The sequence below is a fragment of the Massilia sp. H6 genome (assembly GCF_024802625.1).
Classification (GTDB): Bacteria; Pseudomonadota; Gammaproteobacteria; order Burkholderiales; family Burkholderiaceae_D; genus Telluria.
In genome coordinates this window covers 1043682-1066351 of the sequence record NZ_CP103371.1, presented here as the reverse complement: position 1 = coordinate 1066351, position 22670 = coordinate 1043682, and the positions used below count along the sequence as shown (strand labels likewise).

The 22670-nt window shown below is 64.5% G+C and carries 19 protein-coding genes and 1 riboswitch; of the genes, 5 read left to right on the top strand and 14 right to left on the bottom strand.

Annotated elements, in window-relative coordinates:
• Nucleotides 1–55: 55 nt before the first annotated feature.
• Nucleotides 56–2377 carry a UvrD-helicase domain-containing protein gene (locus tag NRS07_RS04765; protein ID WP_259211510.1) on the bottom strand — a complete coding sequence of 774 codons (2322 nt, stop codon included), beginning with the start codon at nt 2375–2377 and terminating at the stop codon, nt 56–58.
• A gap of 363 nt (nt 2378–2740) precedes the next feature.
• Here NRS07_RS04765 and NRS07_RS04760 point away from each other — a divergent pair, with 363 nt between their 5' ends.
• A complete protein-coding gene (locus tag NRS07_RS04760) occupies nt 2741–3286 on the top strand; it encodes an SRPBCC family protein (RefSeq protein WP_259211509.1) in 546 nt (181 codons plus the stop codon).
• A 184-nt stretch (nt 3287–3470) separates the two neighbouring features.
• On the opposite strand, the gene NRS07_RS04755 is transcribed toward NRS07_RS04760, so the two are convergent.
• The gene (locus NRS07_RS04755) at nt 3471–4577 is read right to left on the bottom strand and encodes an S-(hydroxymethyl)glutathione dehydrogenase/class III alcohol dehydrogenase (protein WP_259211508.1); all 1107 of its coding nucleotides are present in this window, start codon (nt 4575–4577) and stop codon (nt 3471–3473) included.
• 489 nt (nt 4578–5066) lie between these two features.
• Here NRS07_RS04755 and NRS07_RS04750 point away from each other — a divergent pair, with 489 nt between their 5' ends.
• Entirely contained in the window at nt 5067–6587 is a 1521-nt protein-coding gene (locus tag NRS07_RS04750) for a S8 family serine peptidase (RefSeq protein WP_259211506.1), read from the top strand.
• An 81-nt stretch (nt 6588–6668) separates the two neighbouring features.
• On the opposite strand, the gene NRS07_RS04745 is transcribed toward NRS07_RS04750, so the two are convergent.
• The 9 genes from NRS07_RS04745 to NRS07_RS04705 all read right to left on the bottom strand — a co-directional run bounded on the left by NRS07_RS04745 (nt 6669) and on the right by NRS07_RS04705 (nt 14567).
• Nucleotides 6669–7166 (bottom strand): GNAT family N-acetyltransferase, encoded by a 498-nt coding sequence (locus tag NRS07_RS04745; protein ID WP_259211504.1) that lies wholly within the window; start codon nt 7164–7166, stop codon nt 6669–6671.
• A gap of 32 nt (nt 7167–7198) precedes the next feature.
• On the bottom strand, nt 7199–7423 hold the full coding sequence (locus tag NRS07_RS04740; RefSeq protein ID WP_259211503.1) for a hypothetical protein: 225 nt from the start codon (nt 7421–7423) through the stop codon (nt 7199–7201).
• A gap of 112 nt (nt 7424–7535) precedes the next feature.
• Complete coding sequence (gene thiE / locus NRS07_RS04735; protein ID WP_259211502.1) at nt 7536–8165, bottom strand: thiamine phosphate synthase; 630 nt, start codon at nt 8163–8165, stop codon at nt 7536–7538.
• A 9-nt stretch (nt 8166–8174) separates the two neighbouring features.
• Complete coding sequence (locus NRS07_RS04730) at nt 8175–8918, bottom strand: hydroxymethylpyrimidine/phosphomethylpyrimidine kinase (protein WP_259211501.1); 744 nt, start codon at nt 8916–8918, stop codon at nt 8175–8177.
• Nucleotides 8918–9700, bottom strand: coding sequence for a thiazole synthase (locus NRS07_RS04725; RefSeq protein WP_259211500.1), 783 nt, complete (start codon nt 9698–9700; stop codon nt 8918–8920). Before NRS07_RS04725 ends, NRS07_RS04730 begins: the two co-directional genes overlap by 1 nt.
• 48 nt (nt 9701–9748) lie before the next feature.
• On the bottom strand, nt 9749–9952 hold the full coding sequence (gene thiS / locus NRS07_RS04720) for a sulfur carrier protein ThiS (protein ID WP_259211499.1): 204 nt from the start codon (nt 9950–9952) through the stop codon (nt 9749–9751).
• Complete coding sequence (thiC, locus tag NRS07_RS04715; protein WP_259211497.1) at nt 9949–11877, bottom strand: phosphomethylpyrimidine synthase ThiC; 1929 nt, start codon at nt 11875–11877, stop codon at nt 9949–9951. Before thiC ends, thiS begins: the two co-directional genes overlap by 4 nt.
• Nucleotides 11878–11945: 68 nt before the next feature.
• Nucleotides 11946–12054: riboswitch (TPP riboswitch) on the bottom strand.
• A gap of 63 nt (nt 12055–12117) precedes the next feature.
• Nucleotides 12118–12411: a hypothetical protein gene (locus NRS07_RS04710; RefSeq protein WP_259211495.1), complete on the bottom strand. Its 294-nt coding sequence runs from the start codon at nt 12409–12411 to the stop codon at nt 12118–12120.
• 32 nt (nt 12412–12443) lie between these two features.
• Nucleotides 12444–14567: a hypothetical protein gene (locus NRS07_RS04705; protein WP_259211493.1), complete on the bottom strand. Its 2124-nt coding sequence runs from the start codon at nt 14565–14567 to the stop codon at nt 12444–12446.
• A gap of 318 nt (nt 14568–14885) precedes the next feature.
• Here NRS07_RS04705 and NRS07_RS04700 point away from each other — a divergent pair, with 318 nt between their 5' ends.
• The 3 genes from NRS07_RS04700 (at nt 14886) to NRS07_RS04690 (ending at nt 18932) form a co-directional block, all read left to right on the top strand.
• The gene (locus NRS07_RS04700) at nt 14886–17678 is read left to right on the top strand and encodes a valine--tRNA ligase (RefSeq protein ID WP_259211491.1); all 2793 of its coding nucleotides are present in this window, start codon (nt 14886–14888) and stop codon (nt 17676–17678) included.
• A gap of 185 nt (nt 17679–17863) precedes the next feature.
• Nucleotides 17864–18310, top strand: coding sequence for a DUF2147 domain-containing protein (locus NRS07_RS04695; RefSeq protein ID WP_259211490.1), 447 nt, complete (start codon nt 17864–17866; stop codon nt 18308–18310).
• Nucleotides 18311–18506: 196 nt separating this feature from the next.
• Nucleotides 18507–18932, top strand: a complete 426-nt coding sequence (locus NRS07_RS04690) for a hypothetical protein (protein ID WP_259211488.1) — start codon at nt 18507–18509, stop codon at nt 18930–18932.
• Here the strand turns inward: NRS07_RS04690 and NRS07_RS04685 are convergent, their stop codons facing one another.
• The 3 genes from NRS07_RS04685 to NRS07_RS04675 are packed head-to-tail and all read right to left on the bottom strand — an operon-like array spanning nt 18933 to nt 22472.
• Complete coding sequence (locus tag NRS07_RS04685; protein ID WP_259211486.1) at nt 18933–19538, bottom strand: response regulator transcription factor; 606 nt, start codon at nt 19536–19538, stop codon at nt 18933–18935. It abuts the gene before it with no gap.
• Nucleotides 19535–20659 (bottom strand): sensor histidine kinase, encoded by a 1125-nt coding sequence (locus NRS07_RS04680; protein ID WP_259211484.1) that lies wholly within the window; start codon nt 20657–20659, stop codon nt 19535–19537. Before NRS07_RS04680 ends, NRS07_RS04685 begins: the two co-directional genes overlap by 4 nt.
• A 22-nt stretch (nt 20660–20681) precedes the next feature.
• Nucleotides 20682–22472 carry a CIA30 family protein gene (locus NRS07_RS04675; RefSeq protein WP_259211483.1) on the bottom strand — a complete coding sequence of 597 codons (1791 nt, stop codon included), beginning with the start codon at nt 22470–22472 and terminating at the stop codon, nt 20682–20684.
• Nucleotides 22473–22670: the final 198 nt, after the last annotated feature.

Genomic DNA, 22670 nt, shown 5'->3' with positions numbered 1-22670 from the left:
GCGCAACGACGCCCAACCAGCAAGTGCGGACGGTGGTGAGCCACCGTCCAGGATGTTAGCGCCCCAGGCGCTCGAGCTTGGCCACCGACAGATCGAGTACCTTCATTCCTGCCGACCCAAAATTGATCTGGGCGCGCGCGGCTCCTGCCCCGCCTTCGATATTCACGATCACGCCTTCGCCGAACTTGGCATGCGCCACCGATTCGCCCACGCGCCAGCCGGAGCTGTGGCCGTTGGCCGATTTCTGCGTGATCTGCTGCGCGATGCGGTTGTCGCTGCCGCCATCGCGGAAGGCGGCGTCGTCCCAGGCCGTGGTGGATTTGCGCCCGGCGAACCAGTTGGCCTGCACCCGCGGCGACAGCCATTTGAGGGCTTCCTCGGGCAGCTCTTCGAAGAAACGCGACTTCATGTTGAAGCGGGTTTGCCCGTGCAGCATGCGCTGCTGGGTAAAACTCATGTACAAACGGCGGCGCGCGCGCGTGATCGCCACGTACATCAGGCGCCGTTCTTCGTCGACGCCATCGAGTTCGCGGGCACTGCTTTCGTGCGGGAACAAACCTTCTTCGAGGCCGGTAATGAACACGGCGTCGAACTCCAGGCCCTTGGCCGAGTGCACCGTCATGAGCTGCAGTGCATCCTGGCCCGCCTCGGCCTGGGTGCCGCCCGCCTCGAGCGAGGCATGCGACAGGAAGGCCGACAACGGCGACATGACGGTTGCCAGCGGCGCATCGGCCTCGAACACTTCGATGCCGTCTTGATAGATCACCGCCTCGCCAGCCTGCGGCAGCGCCTGCGGGCCGAGGTGGGCCGGGGCGAACTGGCCGAAGCCTTCTTCTTGCACGAACTGGGTGGCGGCGTTGACCATCTGCTCGAGGTTTTCGATGCGGTCGGCGCCTTCTTTTTCCTTGGCATAGAAATCGAGCAGGGTGCTGCGCTCGAGCACCACGCGCACCATCTCGGGCAGCGCCAGTTGCTGGGTCTCGAAGCGCGCCGATTCGATCAGCTTGACGAAATTGCCCAGCGAAGTGCCGGCCTTGCCGGTCATGTAGGGTACCGCCGCGAACAGCGACACGCCATAGCTGTCGGCCGCCATCTGCAACTGCTCGATCGAGCGCACGCCGATGCCGCGGGTAGGGAAATTCACCACGCGCAAGAAGGCCGAATCGTTGTGCGGGTTGTCCATCAGCTGCAGGTAAGCGATCGCGTGCTTGACCTCGGCGCGCTGGAAGTAGCGCAGGCCGCCGTAGACGGTATAGGGCAGCCCGGCCGCGAACAGCGCATGCTCGATCACGCGGCTTTGCGCGTTGGAGCGGTACAGGACCGCGATCTCGCTGCGCGCCAGGCCCTCGTTCATGAGGCTCTTGGTTTCTTCGATGATCCACTGTGCTTCTTCGAGGTCGCTCGACGCTTCGTAGATGCGCACCTGCTCGCCCTGCCCTGCATCGGTACGCAAGTTCTTGCCCAGGCGCTTGGTGTTATTGGCGATCAGGAAGTTGGCGCTGTCCAGGATGTGGCCGTGCGAGCGGTAGTTCTGCTCCAGCTTGATCAAATTCTGGACCCGGAAATCGCGCTCGAAAGCCTGCATGTTGCCGACGTTGGCGCCGCGGAAGGCATAGATGCTCTGGTCGTCGTCGCCGACGGCGAAGATGGCGCCGCCGCCTTCCTGGTCGTGGCCGGCGAGCAGCTTGAGCAGGTTGTATTGCAGGTCGTTGGTATCCTGGAACTCGTCGACCAGGATGTGGCGGAAGCGCATCTGGTAATGGTGGCGCAGCGGTCCGTTACGCGCCAGCAGTTCGTACGAGCGCAGCAGCAGCTCGGCAAAATCGACCACGCCCTCGCGCTGGCATTGCTGGTCGTAGAGCTCGTAGAGCTCGACCATGCGGCGCTCGATCGGATCGTAGGCTTCGACGGCGCCCGCACGCAAGCCCTGGTCCTTTGCATTATTGATGAAGTACATCAAATTCTTGGCCGGATACTTCTCGTCGTCGACGTTCGCGGCCTTGAGCATGCGCTTGATGAGCGAGAGCTGGTCTTGCGAGTCGAGAATCTGGAAGGTCTGCGGCAGCGCCGCGTCTTTGTAGTGCGTGCGCAACAGCCGGTTGCACAGGCCGTGGAAGGTGCCGATCCACATGCCGCGCGTATTAATTGGCAACATCGACGACAGACGGGTGAGCATTTCCTTGGCCGCCTTGTTCGTGAACGTGACCGCCATGATGCCCGCGGGCGAGACCTGACCGGTCTGGACCAGCCAGGCAATGCGCGTCGTCAGCACGCGGGTCTTGCCGGAACCGGCGCCCGCAAGAATCAGCGCGCTCTGCGATGGCAGGGTAACGGCGGCAAGTTGCTCAGGATTAAGGTTATGAAGGAGGTTCTGCATACCCCATTATACCGCCGGGTTTACTGTATGCCCATCCAGCCCTGCCCGATGGCGCAAGTTAGCGCTGAAAATCGCGACCGCGAGCGGATACTTTACTGCACCGCAGAAACACCCTCGCCACAAGCCCCTACCCTACTACTTTCGGGCTGGAAACAAACTCTGTGTCAGCCTGAAAGCGCCGCCGCGGCGCGCTCATTCGCGCGCCGCACAATTGTCATTTCGCTTATTTTAACTGGAGATGCATGCTAGATCGCGTGGCCCGACCTACTTTGCTTGAACCAGCCCCTCGTTCGCATGCATGTGGCATGGGCCAATATTTACCCTGCATGCACACTGGCTTTCCCACCCAATAGGAGATTAAAAATGCTCAATCGCGTAGTTACTGTTGCTGCACTTGCGGTCGGCGGCATGATGCTGTCGAAGAAACTGAAAAACAATCGTGGCTTCGGTGCCAGCTCGTCGGTCGCCGAATCGATCGAGATCAATGTTCCGGTCAAATCGGCCTATAACCAGTGGACGCAGTTCGAAGACTTTCCGCAATTCATGAAGAGCGTGAAGGAAATTCGCCAGCTCGACAACAAGCACCTGCACTGGGTCGCCGACGTGGCCGGCGAAACCAAGGCTTGGGATGTCGAGATCACCGAGCAGATCCCGGACAAGCGTATCGCCTGGCGCAGCATTACCGGCGTGAAGAATGGCGGCGTGGCCACCTTCCACAAGATTTCGGATACCTGCTGCCGGGTCATGGTGCAAATGGATTATGAGCCGAACGGCGCCCTTGAAACTCTGGGCGACGCCATGGGCGCGGTGCGCATGGAACTGCGTGGCAACCTCACGAACTTCAAGGAAATGCTCGAGAAGCGCGGTTCGGAAACCGGCGCATGGCGCGGCAATATCGCGCAGCAATAAGCGGGTTCTAGCGGCATAGATGCTTAGACAAAGAACGGCCCGGTTGCCTGTGCAACCGGGCCGTTTTTTGTCGAAGCTACATAGACCTGCCGTCCCGGTGATATGCACCGCATATCGATTGATTCACTGCAATACATACAGTGAATCACCGGCGTGGATCGAGCAGGCCGGCCTGCCCGGACGATCAGAACATGACGACGGAGCGGATCGACTCGCCCGACTTCATCAGGTCGAAACCTTCGTTGATGCGTTCGAGCGGCAGGTGGTGGGTGATCAAATCGTCGATATTGATCTTGTTTTCCATGTACCAGTCGACGATCTTCGGCACATCGGTACGCCCGCGCGCGCCGCCGAAGGCCGAGCCTTTCCAGACCCGCCCAGTCACCAGCTGGAACGGCCGGGTCGCAATTTCCTGGCCTGCCGCCGCCACGCCGATGATGATCGACTGGCCCCAGCCCTTGTGGCAGCACTCCAGCGCCTGGCGCATGGTGTTGACATTGCCCACGCACTCGAAGCTATAGTCGGCGCCGCCGTCGGTGAGTTGAACGATGCTGTCGACGACATTCTCGACCTGGTTCGGGTTGATGAAGTGGGTCATGCCGAACTTGCGCGCCATCGCTTCGCGCTCCGGGTTCAGGTCGACCCCGATGATCTTGTCGGCGCCGACCATGCGGGCGGCCTGGATCACGTTCAGGCCGATGCCGCCCAGCCCGAAGACGACCACATTGGCGCCGGCTTCCACCTTGGCCGTAAAGATCACCGCGCCGACCCCGGTCGTGACGCCGCAGCCGATGTAGCAAATCTTGTCGAAGGGGGCATCCGAACGCACCTTGGCCAGCGCAATCTCGGGCACCACGATGTAGTTCGAGAAGGTGGATGTGCCCATATAGTGGAACAGCGGCGCGCCATCGAGCGAGAAACGCGAGGTAGCGTCGGGCATCAGGCCGCGGCCCTGGGTCGAGCGGATCGCCTGGCACAAGTTGGTTTTTTGCGACAGGCAGAATTTGCACTGCCGGCATTCGGGCGTGTACAGCGGAATGACGTGGTCGTCCTTGCGCAGGGTGGTCACGCCGGGACCGACATCGACCACCACCCCCGCGCCTTCATGACCCAGGATGGCCGGGAACAGGCCTTCGGGGTCGGCGCCAGACAGCGTGTAGTAGTCGGTGTGGCAGATGCCTGTGGCCTTGATTTCAACCAGCACTTCGCCCGCCTTGGGACCTTCAAGGTCGACTTCCTCGATCGTGAGCGGCTGGCCCGCTTTCCATGCAACTGCTGCCTTGGTTTTCATGTTTCCCTTCCTGATTCATGGGCGCATGGATGGCGTGCAATCCGTGCGCAAACGTCGGAGCCGCCGCGCAAGCGGAGGCATGAGGGTAGCAATGATAGCAAGCTGCGCGCATCCATGTGCGCGCTAGCGCGGGGCACTCGCGAAGAGCTCGGGACAGACAGTGAATCAGGGCGCAAGGGCAAATAAAGCGGGCGGCAGCAGACCGGCTCTGAACTCAGCCATGCAGACGTTTGGATAAACGATAGCACAGGTTTTGATACCCATCACACATAAAATCATGCTGCATTGCGGCATCGCAAATGTTTCCTACGCACAGTTGAATTTACTATGCATACAAACGTATTTTTGAACTAGACTTTATTGCCGCGTCAATATGCGGACAAGCGACATGCGCACGAGGCCAGTAGAGCCGAGGCGACACCTATTGCTTTCAAACGGAGAATATCAATGGTAGACAAAAACACTCGCGCAATCTCTCTTCGGGTCTGCATGGCAGCCCTGGTCGCTGCCGGCATCGTCGGCACTGCGCAGGCGGCGCCACCGAGCACCACCCGCGTCATCGTGGCCTTCAAACCGGGAGCTGCAAGCGCGGTGAAATCGGTTGTTGCCGCATCCAAGGGCTCGGTCAAGCACGAAATCTTCGGCATGAACGCCATGGCCGTCGAAGTCCCGGCTGCCGCGCTCAAGGGTCTGGAAAACAACCCGAACGTCGAATACATCGAAGAAGACGTGATCCGCAAGCCGTTCGCCCTGACGACGCCGTCGACCGGCACGCCCTACCTGACTGGCCAGCAAGTTCCGTACGGTATCAAGCAAGTGCAGGCCGACCTGCTCTCGGACAGCGCCGCCGGCAACCGCATGGTCTGCATCATCGACTCGGGCTACGACCGCAACCACGAAGACCTGTCGGCCAATCCGGCCACGGGTGAATACGATGCCGGCACCGGCTGGTGGTACACCGACGAAAACAGCCACGGCACCCACGTGGCCGGCACCATCGCCGCGATCAACAACAGCGGTACCGGCGTCGTGGGCGTTGCCGCCAACAAGATGCTCAAGCTGCACATCGTCAAGGTGTTCGGAGCGAACGGCTGGGCTTATTCGTCGACCCTGACCTCGGCCGCCAACAAGTGCGGCGCCGCCGGCGCGAACGTGATCAGCATGTCGCTGGGCGGCGGGCGCAAGAGCGTCACCGAAGGGAAAGCCTTCGACACCCTGTACAACAATGGCGTGCTCAGTATCGCCGCGGCCGGCAATGACGGCAATACCGTGATCTCCTATCCGGCGGGCTACAACAACGTGGTGATGGTCGGCGCGGTCGACGAAAACAAGGCCTGGGCCACCTTCTCGCAATATAACTCCCAGGTCGAGCTGGCTGGCCCTGGCGTGAGCGTGCTGTCCACCGTGCCAACCGGCACCGGCCAGGAAAGCATCCTGACCGTCGGCGCGGCCACCTATACCGCCGGCTCGATGGAGGGCTCGCCGGTCGCAACCGCCACCGCGCCACTGGCCGACTTCGGCATCGGTGACACGGTCAACGCCGCCGTCTCGGGCAAGGTCTGCCTGATCCAGCGCGGTACTGTCGACTTCGCGACCAAGGTCTCGAACTGCCAGAACAGCGGCGGCGTAGGCGCCATCGTGTACAACAACGTGGCCGGCGCCTTCGGCGGCACGCTGGGCACGACCGTGACCAACATCCCGTCGGTGACCGCCACCGACGTCGATGGCAATGCCATGAAAGGCCAGCTGGGCCAGAGCGCCACGGTCGGCATCAAGGCCAGCAACTACGCCTACTTCGACGGTACCTCGATGGCAACCCCGCACGTGTCGGCCGTCGCCGCCCTGGTGTGGAGCTACTTCCCAACCTGTACCGCCGCTCAGATGCGCGCCTCGCTCACCAAGAGCGCGCTCGACCTGGGCGCTCCCGGCCGCGACACCAAGTACGGTTTCGGCCTGGTGCAGGCCAAGGCCGCACGCGATCGCATCGCCTCGCTGGGCTGCGGTAACTAAGCTGCAAGGTGTATGAAGAAAGGGACGCTTCGGCGTCCCTTTTTACTTGAGGTCGATCGCACTCCCGTAGCGGGGGCAAGGTCACCGGCTTAGTTGCAGTCGCATGGTCTGTTCCATCAGCGCCGCTCCGTCGCGCATCGGAACCGGCACGCCGACCGCGACGAATCCGGTGCGCGCGTACAGCGACATCGCAGCGCCATTCGCACAATTGACGCCCAACTGGAGCGCCTGCGCGCGGCGCTCCACGGCCCAGCCAGTCGCCTGCCGCAGCAACGCCTGCGCCACGCCCTTGCCGCGCCAAGCCGGCGCCACCCACATCTGGAACAGGTTGACGATGCCGGGATCGTCCGCATCCACCTTGACCCAGGCGAGTGCGACGAACTCGCCGCCGGCGTCGGCCACCAGCGGGCAGTCGATGCCGGACACCACCGACTGCGCGACCCGCGCCTCCCAGACATGCAGCGCCAGCGCCTCTTCGCGCGCCAGCGTGCTACCGAAGGCGTCCGGCGCTTCCAGCAACGCGCGCAGGCGAATCGCGCGGTAGGCTTGCCATTGCTCGCACTGCAGTGTGCGAATCACGTACCCCGGCCCAGCTGCTAGCGGCGCCGTACTCATGGCGCCGCATTCAGTGCCCGGCCCTTGGCGTACTGCCAGTGCGCGCTCTGGAAATAGCCGTCGTCGCCGGCCGGTTCCAGGCCCGCCCCGCAGAACTGGCCCTCGAGCAGGTCGGACGACAGGAAGGAAACGTGACTGCGCAGCGCCCCCGGGGAGATGGCGGCGGGCGTCGGGACCTGGGCGCAACCGGCACTGGCCAGGGCGGTGACGTAGAAACGCATGCGAAGGCTTTCGTTCAAATGGCGAGAATGGCAATATCGCATGTGCCGCGCCGGGTGGTCAATGCGCCCCCATGCACGCTTGAACAGGCAACCCTGCCCCGCCGTTGCAGGTTCAGGCAGCTCCGAACAGCGCGCGGAACTGGGCCACCGCCAGCGCCGGATTGTCCGCCGCATACACGCTCGTGATGGCCGCCACCATCGTCGCTCCACGCTGGACCAGCGGACCGGCATTCTCGGGCGTCATGCCACCGATCACCACCATCGGCAAGCCGACGCGCTCACCCCAGGCATCGACCAGTTGCGGTGGCGTGACAAACGTGTATTTTTTTACCGGCGAAGGATAAAAGCCACCGAAAGCGACATAGCTGGCGCCGGCTGCCTGCGCCGCCTCGGCCAGTGCCAGCTCGCCGTAACAGGAGGCGCCGATGATTGCATCGGCGCCGAGCCGCGCGCGCGCCTGCGCAACCGGGGCGTCGCTGCCGCCCAGGTGCACGCCGTCGGCGCCAAGCTCGCAGCACAGGTCCACATGGTCGTTGATGACCAGCGGTCGGCCATGGCGGCGGCACAGGGCCAGCAGCGCGGCGCCCTGCTCCACGCGCAGCGCGTGGCTGGCGCTCTTGTGGCGGTATTGCACCAGTGCCGCGCCGGCGGCCAGCGCGCGGTCGGTCACCGCCAGCAGGCGGGCGGTATCAAGCCAGTCGGGCGTCACCAGGTACAGCCCTCGAAGTTGGGAGTGGTTCATGCGGTTCTTTCAATGCGGTTGAAAAATGCGGCGCGGAATGCGTTGTCCGGGTGCCACCTGGAAGGCGTGCGCCAGCGTCTGGTGGCAGTAGTGCTGCGCGCGCTCGAGCGCCGGTTCGACCGGGTCGCCCAGCGCCAGCCGCGCCGCGATGGCCGACGCCAGGGTGCAGCCGCTGCCGTGATAGGCATGCGGCAGGCGCGGCAGCTGCCAGGAGCGCTGCACGATGCCCCCGCGCAGCCAGCGGTTCACGACCAGGTCGCCATCACCATGGCCGCCAGTGACCAGCACGTGCTCACAGGAGACGCTACCAAGGGCCAGCGCTTCCGGCAGGTTGGGCACCAGCACGGTTGCCAGCGGCAGCAGTGGGGCCAGGGCTTGCAGCGCATTGCCCCGCCCGAGCGGATCGCCATGGCCGCTGGCCAGTACCGGGTCGAGCACCACCGGCAGCGCGGGCAAGCGCGCGCGCAGCCGGCCCAGCAGCGCGGCAATTGCCGCCGCGTTGTCGCGGCTACCCGGAATGCCGATCTTCACCGCATGGATGTCGCAGGTGTCGATCAGCGCAGCGGCCTGGCGCACGACAAAAGCAGCATCGACCGGCTGCACCTCGTACACCCGGTTATTGTCCTGCACGGTAAGCGCGGTCGCCACCGGCAGCGCATGTGCGCCGAGCGCGCCGATGGCGGCGATGTCCGCCGCCAGGCCCGCGCCGCCGCTGGGATCGAGTCCGCCGAACACCAGCACGGTCGGCACCATCAGGCGATAACCCCTTCTCGCGGCGAAGAAGGCGCGGCGGCAAAGCGCTTGGGCATGCGCCCGGCCAGGTGCGCGTCGCGCCCGGCCAGCACGGCATGACGCATGGCGCGCGCCATGCGCACCGGATCGCGCGCACCAGCAATGGCGGTGTTCATCAACACGCCGTCGCAGCCCAGCTCCATCGCGATGGCCGCGTCCGAGGCCGTGCCGACCCCGGCGTCGACCAGCACCGGCACGGTGGCCTGTTCGATGATCAGGCCCAGGTTCCACGGGTTCAGGATGCCCATGCCCGAGCCGATCAGCGAGGCCAGCGGCATTACCGCGACGCAGCCGATCTCTTGCAGGATGCGCGCCTGCACCGGATCGTCGCTGCAATACACCATCACGTCGAAGCCGTCGCGCACCAGAACTTCAAGCGCCTTGATGGTTTCCGGCATGTGCGGGAACAGGGTCCCTTCGTCGCCCAGCACTTCGAGCTTGACCAGCTTGCGCCCATCTAACAGTTCGCGCGCCATCTGCAGCGTATAGATGGCGTCCTGCGCTGTGTAGCAGCCGGCCGTGTTGGGCAAGATGGTAAATTCGTTCGGTGGCAGCACGTCGAGCAGGCTCGGGGCATTGCGGTCCTGCCCGATGTTGACGCGCCGGATCGCCACCGTGACGATCTCGGCGCCGGCGGCCAGCGTCGCTTCGCGGGTCTGGGCGAGGTCGCGGTATTTGCCGCTGCCGACCAGCAGGCGCGAACCGTAGCTGCGGCCGGCGATGGTCAGGAAATCCTGGTTCATGGTTGTCCTTTCTTGCGGGGCAGCGTCCGACCACCCCGCGTAATGTGATTAGCCGCCGCCGATGGCGCGCACGATATCTACCTTGTCGCTGGCAAGCAGGCGCCGCGCCGGCCATCGCTCGCGCGGCACGATTTCGCGGTTGACCGCCACCGCCACCGCCTGCCCGGCCACGCCGATCTGGCTGGCGAGCTCCTGCAGCGACTGTCCGCACGGCACCTCAAACGGTTCTCCATTCAACTCGATCCTGGTCATGGCGCCTCGCGGTAAAGACGGGCACCGCCCTTGACGAACTCGACCGCCTTTTCCTGCATGCCCTGCTCCAGCGCGGCCTGTTCGCCAATGCCCTGCGCGGCCGCGTAGGCGCGCACTTCCTGGGTGATCTTCATCGAGCAGAAATGCGGACCGCACATCGAACAGAAATGCGCGACCTTGCTCGACTCCTTGGGCAGTGTCTCGTCATGGAAGGCGCGCGCCTTGTCGGGATCCAGGCCCAGGTTGAACTGGTCGTCCCAGCGAAACTCGAAGCGGGCCTTGGACAGCGCGTTGTCGCGCATCTGCGCGCCCGGGTGGCCCTTGGCCAGGTCGGCGGCGTGGGCCGCGATCTTGTAGGTGATGATTCCGTCCTTGACATCGGCCTTGTCGGGCAGGCCAAGGTGTTCCTTGGGCGTGACGTAGCACAGCATGGCGGTGCCATACCAGCCGATGGTGGCGGCGCCGATGCCCGAGGTGATATGGTCGTAGCCGGGCGCGATGTCGGTAGTGAGCGGGCCGAGCGTATAGAACGGCGCTTCGCTGCACTGCTCCAGCTGCAGGTCCATGTTTTCCTTGATCAGATGCAGCGGCACATGGCCGGGGCCTTCGATCATGGTCTGCACGTCGTGCTTCCAGGCGACCTGGGTCAGTTCGCCCAGGGTCTTGAGCTCGGCCAGCTGGGCTTCGTCGTTGGCGTCGTAGATCGATCCCGGGCGCAGGCCGTCGCCCAGGCTGAACGACACGTCGTAGGCCTTCATGATGTCGCAGATATCCTCGAAATGGGTGTACAGGAAGGATTCGCGGTGGTGGGCCAGGCACCACTTGGCCATGATCGAGCCGCCGCGCGAGACGATGCCGGTCAGGCGCTTGGCCGTCATTGGCACATAGGCCAGGCGCACGCCGGCGTGGATGGTGAAGTAATCGACGCCCTGCTCCGCCTGCTCGATGAGCGTGTCGCGGTAGATCTCCCAGGTGAGATCCTCGGCCTTGCCGCCAACTTTTTCCAGCGCCTGGTAGAGCGGCACCGTGCCGATCGGTACTGGCGAGTTGCGGATGATCCATTCACGCGTCTCGTGGATATGCTTGCCGGTGGACAGGTCCATCACGTTATCGGCGCCCCAGCGGATCGCCCAGGTCATCTTTTCCACCTCTTCGCCGATCGACGAGGTGACAGCCGAGTTGCCGATGTTGGCGTTGATCTTTACCAGGAAATTGCGGCCAATGATCATCGGCTCGACTTCCGGGTGATTGATATTGGCCGGGATGATGGCGCGCCCGCGCGCCAGTTCGCTGCGCACGAATTCGGGGGTGATCTCGGGCGGGATGCTGGCGCCGAACGACTGGCCCGGATGCTGGCGCCCCAGCACGCCGGCGAGCCGCGCGCCCATCGGGCCCGATTCCACCAACGAGGCAAGATATTCGCGGCGGCGCAGGTTCTCGCGCAGGGCCACGAATTCCATTTCGGGCGTGATGATGCCCTGGCGCGCGTAATGCATTTGCGTGACGTTGCGGCCAGGCAGTGCGCGGCGCGGCGCGCGCTGCAGCTTGAAGCGCAGCGCGGCGAGCGCCGGATCGCCCAGCCGTGCCTGTCCATATTCCGAGCTCGGCCCCGGCAGCTCTTCGGTGTCGGCGCGTTCGCGAATCCAGGGCAGGCGGGGCGTCGCCAAGCCGCAGCGCACGTCGATGGTGGCAGCCGGGTCGGTGTAGGGACCCGAGGTGTCGTAGACAAACAGCGGCGGATTGGGCTCGCCGCCAAAGCTTCCCGGCGTAGGCGACTGCGCGATTTCGCGCATCGGCACGCGGATATCGGGACGGCTGCCTGCGATATAGACCTTGCGGGAGTTCGGGAAGGGTACGATTGCTGCGCCGTCGACCGTGGCGGTCTCGGCGTCGAACACTTGCGTGCTCTTGAGTAGTGCGTTCATGTGGCTCCTTTGCGCAGGAGCCAGCAAAGGAGACGACGGAGACGACGGCCAATGCGGGAACCGCAAGGCTGACTAACCGACTGCTTCCCTTCGCTGGCATTATCCAGATCAGGTTCGGAGGGTATTTCTCACCCGCGCATGCATCGATATGCATGCGCAGGACCCCTAGCGTGTGCTGCCATTGCGGCAACGGAGCGGATTATAGCCCATGTGCCGTCACGGTTGCATCGTGGCGCGCCGTCACAGCATCGGCGTCTCCCTTGGCAGTGCCTGCAGTTCGAGCCTGCCCTCGACCAGGTTCGCATCGACGAAAGGCGTGACGGCAGGCGTGATCTCCTTGACCGCGCTCGGCCCGCCGTCCACGGAGATTTCAAGTCGCACGGGCGAGCTCCCGACCGGCACGTCGACACTGTCGGCGCGCGAAATCCGCAGGTCGGTGGTGACCCCGGATTTGTGGAACACCTGCTGGCCATTGACCCGCAGGCTGACGGTATCGTTGTCGAAACCGTCGCCGAGCCTTACCCGTAATGCCATGACCGTCCTCTCTTTCTGGTTGACTGCACCCCTTACGGTCTCTTGATCGACAACGCCGAATACGTCTGCAACGTCGACCGGGCGCCGTCCTCGTCGCCGATCCGGGCCTGCGACGTGGCCAGGCATTGCAGTGCCGTGCCGGTAGTGACCGGATCGAGCACGCGCGCCTCGGCCGCGGTAGAGAGCAGCGCGACGCTTTCCTCGGGCCTGGCGCCGCGCACGTCGATCCGGGTCGGGTCGTGCGCCCTGATGGTCTTGAAGGTACGCGCAGCATTGACGCCCTTGACCAGCCGTGCGTAGTTCGCCAGCGGATGCTCGCCATACCGGTCGAGAACTTCGTCGAAGGCGGCATTACCCGAGCGCAGGCTCTGGCTGTCCGATCCCAGCAGGTAGAGCAGCGCTCCCTGGTCGTCACCCATGAACAAGTCGGCCAGCGTGTCGTCGGCCGGGCTGACCGGATAGCGCACGCGCACCGTAAGAATATCCGACAGCACCTGCGAGCCGTCCAGTGCCGAATACGCGGCGCGCACACGGTATTGGCCCGGCTGCTCGAAATAGAAGCCCCCCTTGCCAAAGCCGATGTACGCGCTTTCCTGGATGGTGTCATCGGCGCCAAGCACGCTCTGGCGGTCGCCGACCAGATGGTCGATCAGTGGTTCGTAGGCGACGACTGCGCCGCCCGGCTTGCTGATGACGATATGCACCAGGCCGTGATTCGGGTGCAGCCAGGTATGGGCGCGGCGACCGCGGGTATCGGTGGCGCGCAGGCGCAGTTCCAGCACCACCGGCTCGCCCAGCGCGAAACTGTTCTGGTGCGTGGAAATGTCCAGCCTCAAGCCCGATTCGTCCTCGATCGGGTCGGCCAGTATGTCGCGGCCGAGTGCGGCGCCAGCCCCGAAGCCGCCACCACCCATGATGATGTCGTTGCGAAAGCCGTGGCGCAGGTGGATCAGTTCTTCATCGTCGAAGCGGAAATCGAAATTGCTCCAGTAGCCGGCGGCGCCCCCCTTCGGGTACTTCCAGGGGTAGTTCATCCAGGACAGCGATTCGGGCCGGCTCGTCGCCGGCGGCGAGGCCAGGTGCTTTTGCCACGAATGCAGCAGGTTGAAGCAGTGCCCGAGCTCGTGCACATAGGTGTAGAGCTGCTCGCGCTGCTTGTCGGCCGAGCTGCCGCCGATACCGGCATGGAACACGGCGCAGCCCTGGCGCTCCTTGCCGGCAAGGTCGAACATGATGCCGTACAAGAGCGGTCCTTCATCGTGCAACTGCGCGGCCACCTGCCAGACGCACCATTGCGGCAAGTCGGCCCACAGCGAAAAATGGCGTTGCATCGAGGCGTGCAGCTCGGCGTCGCTCCAGCTGGCATCGCCCCCGGCGTCGCTGACATCGATCACGTTGCCACCGGCGGTTGGCGCCATTGCAATGCCGGCTTCGGCAAATGCCGAGACGACGCCCAGCGAGCGCCCGCTCCCGCCCGACGGCAGGGTGCCGGTGTCATAGCTGCTCAGCAGCGGCGTGCCAAGGTCGGACACGCTGTCGGTTTCGATCCGCACCGTGCGGAAGTAACCGGACTGGAAGGAGCAATGGTAGGTCGCGCCAGGGGCATTGGCTGCGGTAAAGAACTGTAGCGTGGCCGCTGCCTGCGGCTGGAACAGCTGCACCCGCGGCACCGTTACCTGGACCGTCGGCGCGCTGCTGGCAAAGGTAAAGCGGCCTTTTCCCTTGACCACGTACTGGGAAGCGCTCGCCGTGACCACCGGTGCATCCACCACGAAGGACCCGACATAGGACAGGGTCTTGCCGGTGCGCTGGAAAAAGTCGCCGCTGATTCGCTTCATTGGCCGGGTGCGGTCGATATCGACGCGCAGCTCGACCTGGAAGGCGCCAGCGCTGCCGGCATAGCATCCGCTGACCGCCTTGCGGATGCCAGGCAGATGCAGGCCCGATATCGGCGCCCCCACTTGGGGCAAGATCTCGGGCGCGGTGCTTGCCGGCGCGCTGCCGGCAGCAGCGGACGCCGCGGCAGACAGGTCGGCCAGGCCCAGTTCGCCGTTGCTCAGGCCGGATATCTCTTCGTAGGTGAGCTCAGCGCCGGCGCTCGCGGCCGGCCGCTCGTCCGTGGCGGACTCCGGGCCGGTGGGATCGAATTGTGACATGGTGTTCTCCTTGACGACTTGCCTGTCGGCGCGGACCCGGCCGGCAGTTTCTGCGAAACGGCACGGTTTGTTTGGAATGACTATCCTTTTTGACCGGAAAACCGAGCAGATGATTCGTCGAAGCCGCATAGATTGGAGAAGATTTGGCATCCAAACTGACGTGGATCAAACAGTCTCCGGTTGAAAATCCGGATTACCTTTGGTGCCATGTGCCGGCGGCACGGAAGGGGTCCGTGCTGCACTGCCGCAGCCAGGATAGGCGGGCGCTGGAAGGTGACCTATAATGGTTTTTTTCTCAAATTCAACCGCCTGCATATTATGGAATTAGCCAAGTCTTTCGAGCCCGCCGATATTGAACAACATTGGCGCACCGAGTGGGAAAAGCGCGGTTACTTCGCCGCCACCATGGAAGACGGCAAGCCGTCGTTCAGCATCCAGCTGCCGCCGCCGAACGTGACCGGCACGCTGCACATGGGCCACGCCTTTAACCAGACCGTGATGGATGGCCTGACGCGCTACTACCGCATGCGCGGCCATAACACCGCCTGGATCCCGGGCACCGACCACGCCGGCATCGCCACCCAGATCGTGGTCGAGCGCCAGCTCGACGCGCAAAAGATCTCGCGCCACGACCTGGGCCGCGAAGCCTTTGTCGAAAAGGTCTGGGAATGGAAGGAAAAGTCGGGCAATACCATTACCGGCCAGATGCGCCGCATGGGCACCTCGCCCGACTGGCAGCGCGAATACTTCACGATGGACGAAACCCGCTCGAAGGTCGTCTCGGAAGTGTTCGTGCGCCTGTACGAGCAGGGCCTGATCTACCGCGGCAAGCGATTGGTCAACTGGGACCCGGTGCTGGGCACCGCCGTCTCCGACCTGGAAGTCGATTCGCAGGAAGAAGACGGCTCGATGTGGTACATCCAGTATCCCCTGAGCGATGGTTCCGGTCACCTGACGGTAGCCACCACCCGTCCTGAAACCATGCTCGGCGACGTCGCCGTGGCGGTCGACCCGACCGACGAACGTTACACCCATTTGCACGGCAAGATGCTGACCCTGCCGCTCACCGGGCGCCAGATCCCGGTGATCGCCGACAGCTATGTCGACAAGGAATTCGGCACCGGCTGCGTCAAGATCACGCCCGGCCACGACTTCAACGATTATGCCGTCGGCCAGCGCGCCGGACTGGCGCCGATCACCATCATGACGCTCGACGCCAGGATCAACGAGAACGCCCCGAGCCAGTACCAGGGCCTGGACCGCTTCGCCGCGCGCAAGCAGATCGTGGCCGACCTCGATGCGCAGGGCCTGCTCGAGCAGGTCAAGCCGCACAAGCTGATGGTGCCGCGCGGCGACCGCACCGGCGTGGTCATCGAGCCCATGCTGACCGACCAGTGGTTCGTCGCCATGAGCAAACCGGCGCCGGAAGGCAGCTTCAATCCGGGCAAGTCGATTACCGAAGTGGCAATGGAAAAAGTCGCCAGCGGCGAGGTCAAGTTCGTGCCCGAGAACTGGACCACGACCTACAACCAGTGGCTGGGCAACATCCAGGACTGGTGCATCTCGCGCCAGCTATGGTGGGGTCACCGCATTCCGGCCTGGTATGCGCCCGACGGCCAGATCGTGGTCGCCCGCACCGAAGAAGAAGCGCAGGCCAAGGCGCAGGCGGCCGGCATTACCGGCCTGCTGCGCCGCGACGACGACGTGCTCGACACCTGGTTCTCGTCGGCGCTGGTGCCCTTCTCGACCATGGGCTGGCCGGAAGAAACGCGCGACATGTCGATGTTCCTGCCCTCGTCGGTGCTGGTGACCGGCTTTGACATCATCTTCTTCTGGGTCGCGCGCATGGTAATGATGACGACCCACTTCACCGGCAAGGTGCCGTTCGAGACCGTGTACGTGCACGGCCTGGTGCGCGACTCGCAGGGCCAGAAGATGTCGAAGTCGAAGGGCAATACGCTCGATCCGATCGACCTGATCGACGGCATCGGCCTCGATGCGCTGGTGGCCAAGCGCACCACCGGCCTGATGGACCCGCGCGCTGCAGAAAAGATCGCGAAGGCCACCCGCAAGGAATTCCCGGACGGGATTCCGGCCTTTGGCAGCGATGCCGTGCGCTTTACCATGGCAAGCTATGCTTCGCTGGGCCGCAACATCAACTTCGACCTGGGCCGCTGCGAAGGCTACCGCAATTTCTGCAACAAGATGTGGAATGCGACGCGCTTCGTGATGATGAACACCGAAGGCAAGGATTGCGGCCAGCCCGACCCCGCCGACCTGTCGCAGGCCGACCGCTGGATCATCTCCCTGATGAACCGCGCCGAACTCGACGTAGCCAAGGGTTTCGCCGACTACCGCTTCGACAATATCGCAAGCAGCATCTACAAATTCGTGTGGGACGAGTATTGCGACTGGTACCTTGAAGTAGCCAAGGTCTCGGTCCAGCAGGGAACCGAAGCGCAGCAGCGCGCCACCCGCCACACCTTGCTGCGCGTGCTGGAAGTGATCCTGCGCCTGGCGCATCCGATCATTCCGTTCGTGACCGAAGCGCTGTGGCAGGCGATCGCGCCGCTGGCCGGCAAAACCGGGGACAGCATCATGCTGCAGCCCTACCCGATCGCCGACGAAACGCAGATCGACGAAGCCGCCGAAGGCTGGATGGCCCAGCTCAAGGACCTGACCAATGCCACCCGCAACCTGCGTGGCGAGATGAAGCTGTCGCCGTCGGTACGCGTGCCGCTGATCGTCGAGCCGGGCAACGCGGCGGACCGCGCCAACATGGCCGGTTTCGCGCCCTATATCCAGTCGCTCGGCAAGCTGCTCGAAGTGCAGATCGTCGAGGCCCTGCCGGAGTCGCCAGCGGCGGTGTCGATCGTCGGCACCACCAAGCTGATGCTGAAAGTCGAGATCGACGTCGGCGCCGAGCGCGAGCGCCTGTCGAAGGAAATCGCCCGCATCGAAAGCGAGATCACCAAGGCCAATGGCAAGCTGTCGAGCGAAAGCTTCGTGGCGCGCGCACCGGCCGCGGTGGTGGCACAGGAAAAAGAACGTCTGGCGAACTTCTCGGCGACGCTCGACAAAATGCGCGAGCAGCTGGGCAAACTGGCATAAGCTGGCATAAGCCGCCCGGCTCGAGCACAACGCGGCCAGTGGCCGCGTTTTTTATTGGATGGCAGCTTGACGATGGGGCGCTTCGCGCGCGCCCGGATTGGAATGCTTCCTCAGTTTCCGATCACCCCACTGTCAACACAGTTTGCTACACTGACCCCGCTTGATAACAACACTGGAGACTGACAATGCGTAAACTGATTGGGGCAAGCCTGATTGCCATGCTGGTCGCTGTTCCTGCGGCGATGGCGCAAAACGCCTCGCCGGCGGGTATGTGGAAAACGATCGATGACGAAACCGGCAAGCCGAAGTCGCTGGTGCGCATCACCGACGAAGGCGGCGTCCTGACTGGCAAGATCGAGAAGCTGTACCGTCCTGCCGACCAGGACCAGAATCCGAAATGCACCGCCTGCGAAGGTACGCGCAAGGACCAGCCCTTGATCGGCATGACGATCCTGTCGGGCCTGAAGAAAGACGGCAACGAATACACCGGTGGCGAGATCATCGATCCGGCCAAGGGCAAGACCTACAAAAGCAAGGCGCAGCTCAAGGACAACGGCACCAAGCTCGAAGTGCGCGGCTATATCGGCGCGCCGATGTTCGGCCGTTCGCAGACCTGGGTGCGCGACCAGTAACAGCCTGAACGGGGGACGGCCGCCCGTCCCCCTCACCGCCTTCACCGCCCTCTTCCCCTCTATGGGCCAGCCATCCGCGCGCCAGTAAAATTGGTTTTTTGGTAAGGTTTGCACTTGCTGCAGCTCTTGCACACCACATTACTGAAACGAGGATTAGCCCCATGTTGCAATCGAAGCCGTCCCGCGGAGGACGCCGATGATCTTCCTGCGTCTTGCCTGCCTGCTAATCGGGGTCATGGTGCTGGTGGCTCCACCGGTCGTGTTGTTCCCCGCTGGCGCACTGTCTCCAAACCTGGCCTTGACCGCCGCAATCGTCATGCTTTTGCTGCTGGCGTCGGCGGGGTTCTTCTTCATCGCCATTACAGGACACCGGATCAGGCGCGAGCCCGCGCTGCGCCGCCTGGGCGCCATGCTGCTGGGCGCGCCCCTGCTGCTTGGTGTCGTGACCCTGTGGCTCGGCACTGACCCGACCACCCTGTGGATGAGCGCCATGCTGCTCGGCCTCACGCTGATTGTCTTGCTGGTCCTGGTGTATCCACTGCTCACGGGTCCGAGTGCAGCGCGCCTGCGCGCCCGCGATGGCCGCCGCGGCCGGCGCGAGCCGATGCTGTACCAGGCATGACTACAGCCAGCCAGCGTCGCGCGCCATCCGGTAGGCTTCGACCCGGTTGGCCGCACCAAGCTTGCTGATCGCCTCGGACAAGTAATTGCGCACGGTGCCTTCCGACAAATGCACCTGGCGTGCGATGTCGGCGCTGGCGCGCCCTTCGCCGGCCAGGCGCAATACCTGGCGTTCGCGCTCGGTGAGCGGGTCGCTGCCCCCGCTCCAGCTTTCCATCGCCAGCTCGGGCGCGATCGCCCGCCCGCCCCCGTGCACCGCGCGGATTGCCGCAGCCAGCGCATCGACCGGCGCATCCTTGAGCAGGTAACCGCGCACGCCCGCTTCCATTGCCCGCCGCAGGTAGCCGCTGCGCCCGAAAGTGGTTACCACGATCACTTTTGCAGCCAGGCGCTGCTGCTTGATCTGGGCCGCCAGTTCAAGCCCGGTCATCTGGGGCATCTCGATGTCGGTCAGGACGATGTCTGGCGCCAGGTCTTCGCACAGCGCCAGCGCCTGCCTGCCGTTGGTGGCGGCACCGACCACCTCGAAATCGGGCTCTAGCCGCAGCAGTGCGGCCATGGCACCCAGGACCAGGTTCTGGTCTTCGGCCAGCAGGATGCGGATCATGTCGCGGCTCCGGCGGGAATGCGCAATTCGAGTTCGAGGCCGGCGCATGCGCGCAGGGCGAGCTTGCCGCCGACCGCAGCCACGCGTTCGCGCATGCCGGACAGGCCGTTGCCATGGCGGATATCGGCTGGGCTGCGCGCCTGTCCATCGTCGGCGATGCGCAGCACGGCCACGCCGTGTTCGAGCGCGAGCGACACGCTGCAGCGCGTTGCACCGGCATGCCGGACCACGTTGGTCACGGCCTCGCGCAGTGCCAGCGCCACCACGTTCTCGGCGGCTGGCGCAAGCGCGAAGCGCTCGACCTGCTCGTGCAGCTGCACATCGGCGGCGGCCAGGCTGGCACGGGCACTGGCCAGTGCATGGGCCAGGCCGCTCTCGCGGTAGCCGCTGACGGCGGCGCGCACTTCGGCCAGGGCCTGGCGCGCGCTGGTTTCGATGTCGGCGATCTCGCGGGCGCAGGACTCGGCATCGCGGTGCACGAGTTTGCGCGCCAGTTCGGCCTTGAGCGCGATCAGCGACAGCGAATGCCCAAGCAGGTCGTGCAGGTCGCGCGAGATGCGTTCGCGCTCGGCGATGGTGGCCAGGTGCTCGACTTCTTCCTGCTTGCGCACCAAGGCCTGGCGCGAGCGGCGCAGGCGTGCATCCATCACCGAGCCCACGCCCACCGGCAGGCTGATGGTCAGGATCGGCATCAGGAACAGGAAACGCATGCGGGTATCGGCGATCAGCAGCGAGGTAAGCAGGGCCAATACGATCACCCCCGCGATCGCCAGCACGGCGCGCCGCAGGCGCAATATCCCGGCGGCGGCGGCGCAGGCAAAGATGAAGAAGGTCGCGGCGCCGACGTTCCAGCGCACCCAGAGCGCGCCGATCAGGCAGCACGCCAACATGCAGGCGAGAACCTGCCAGCCGCGCGCCCAGAAGCTGGCGCAATACAGCGCGACGAATACCACCAGGGTCAGCACCAGCAGCGCCGCTTCCAGCGCGCTCGGCGGCACGTAGAAATACTTCCAGCCCATATAGCCAAGGCTGAGCAGCCAGAAATACGGCAGCTTGCCGTGCTCGGGCGGAATCCACGGCCCTGCCAGCACCCTGTCGAGCCCCTGCCTGATCCTGTTCATCACGCTTCCGTTGTTAATGTTCTTATTGGGCCAGCAGACGCACGTCGGCGATCTCGAAGCGGTAGTCGCCCGGCTGTGGACCGGCGTTGAATCCTAACATGGTCATGGCTGCCGGATCGATGCCCTTGAGCTCACTGAAGGGCACCGTCACCTCGGTCCACTCCGGCCCGGCGGTAAAGGACTTGGCACCGGGTATGCTCACCCCCTGCGACATCGCGATCACCTGGTAACGCTTGCCGTCTCCGCGCGTTTTAAACCGCACCAGCCTGGCAGCGGAAAGGTCGACCGCCTGCATCGGTGCGGCGCCCGGCATGAAGGCCACACCGGCCCAGGCGAACGGCAGCCCTGGCGCCACTTTCGCCTCGACCGCGAGCGGTACTTCGCCTCCCGTTAACGCGAGACCGGCGGCCAGGGCGACGGTCGATTTGCCGCCCGCAAAGCCGTCGGTCGACGGCCCCCACCCCATGCCGAAGGGGCTGGCCAGGCGTTGTTCGCTGAACTGGCTGATGCGCCCGTCTGCGGGCAACGCCAAGGGCTGTTTACCGGGCTGCACGGCTTTTGCCACCCGCTCGCGCTGGGCCACGCGCAGGGCGTTCGCGCTCTCGCCATCCTTCCACACTTCGACGATCCGGCGCGTGGCCAGGATGTCCGCTGCCGGGTTGCCATCGACCAGCAACAGGTCGGCCTTGTAACCGTTCTCGATGCGGCCGCGCTGCCCGAGCCTGAACGCTTTCGCCGGCACGCTGGTTGCCGCCGCCAGCGCCTGCACCGGAGTGAGCCCCGCTTCGACCAGCGCCTTCAGTTCACGATGCATGCTCACGCCGTACTGCGTGCCGGGGTTGCCCGCGTCGGTCCCGGCCAGCACCGGCACCCCTGCCGCGACCATCGCGGCGGCCACCGCCTTCGGTGCGATGAGTTTTTCGGGATGCGCGCTGGCACTGTAGCTTGCCTTGAGCGGCGCCTGGGCATCCTTGTCGAGCAGGCCGGCAAAGTCGGCAGTAGCGAGCAGGTCGTCGCCGCGCCAGCCCGCCATGCTCTCGAGCACGGCGAAGGTGGGAATGATAAAGGCTTTCTTGCTGGCAGCCAGCTTGGCCAGCCCCTTGGCATCGCTCGAGGTCCCTGGGAACAGGTGCACCAGGCCGTCGGCGCCGGCCTCCAGTACCGCGCGCGCATCCTGCTCGTTGCCGATATGGACCACCGCCAGCTTGCCGCGCTTGTGCGCCGCCTCGATCACGGCTTTCGTCGTTGCCAGGTCGAGCGACTTGAACCCGTAACCCGTCTCCATCACGATCTTGATGAAATCCGATCCTTCGGCGATGCGGGCATCGACGAAGGCCTGCGCGTCTTCCGGCTTGCTCAAGGTCGGGATGGCAATGCCAAACTGGGTGCCATGCCCGTTCGGCGCAGTCACCAATGTGCCGGCCGAGAACAGGTCGGCGTGCTGGTGCTTGCCGCCTGCGCGCATGGCCTTCTTGGCGGCCTTCATCATCGCCACGTCGGTGAACATGTCGACCTGGGTGGTCACGCCGAACAGCACCGGCAGCTCGAGGTAACGGAAAGCGTGGGTGTGCGAGTCGATCAGGCCGGGCAGCAGGGTGCGGCCCGCGCCGTTCACCACCCGCGTGCCTTTCGGCACCGCGCCGCGGAAATTCGCATCGACGATGACGCCCTGGTCGAACAGCACCGAGCGGCGTTCGATCACGCGCTCGCCGTCGAACACGCGCACGTCCTGCACCAGGGTGGGGGCGGCGGCGGCGGCACTTGCCAGGCAGAGTGCGGCGGCGGCGGACAGGACTTTCAAGGTGGTGTTCATGCTTTCCTCGCTTCGTGGGTGTGTAGCCAGTATGCGGACAAGGCGGGGGCGCCGATAGAAGCAGGCGCCATCAGTTTGGGGTGACATTTGTCATAACGGCCACTTTACTGGCAACCTGCGGCACACCGCAGCCATGCCCGCGCACGCGTCCGCGTCCGCTCCAGCATTACTGCTATGCTCGCCGCTGTTACCTTTGGG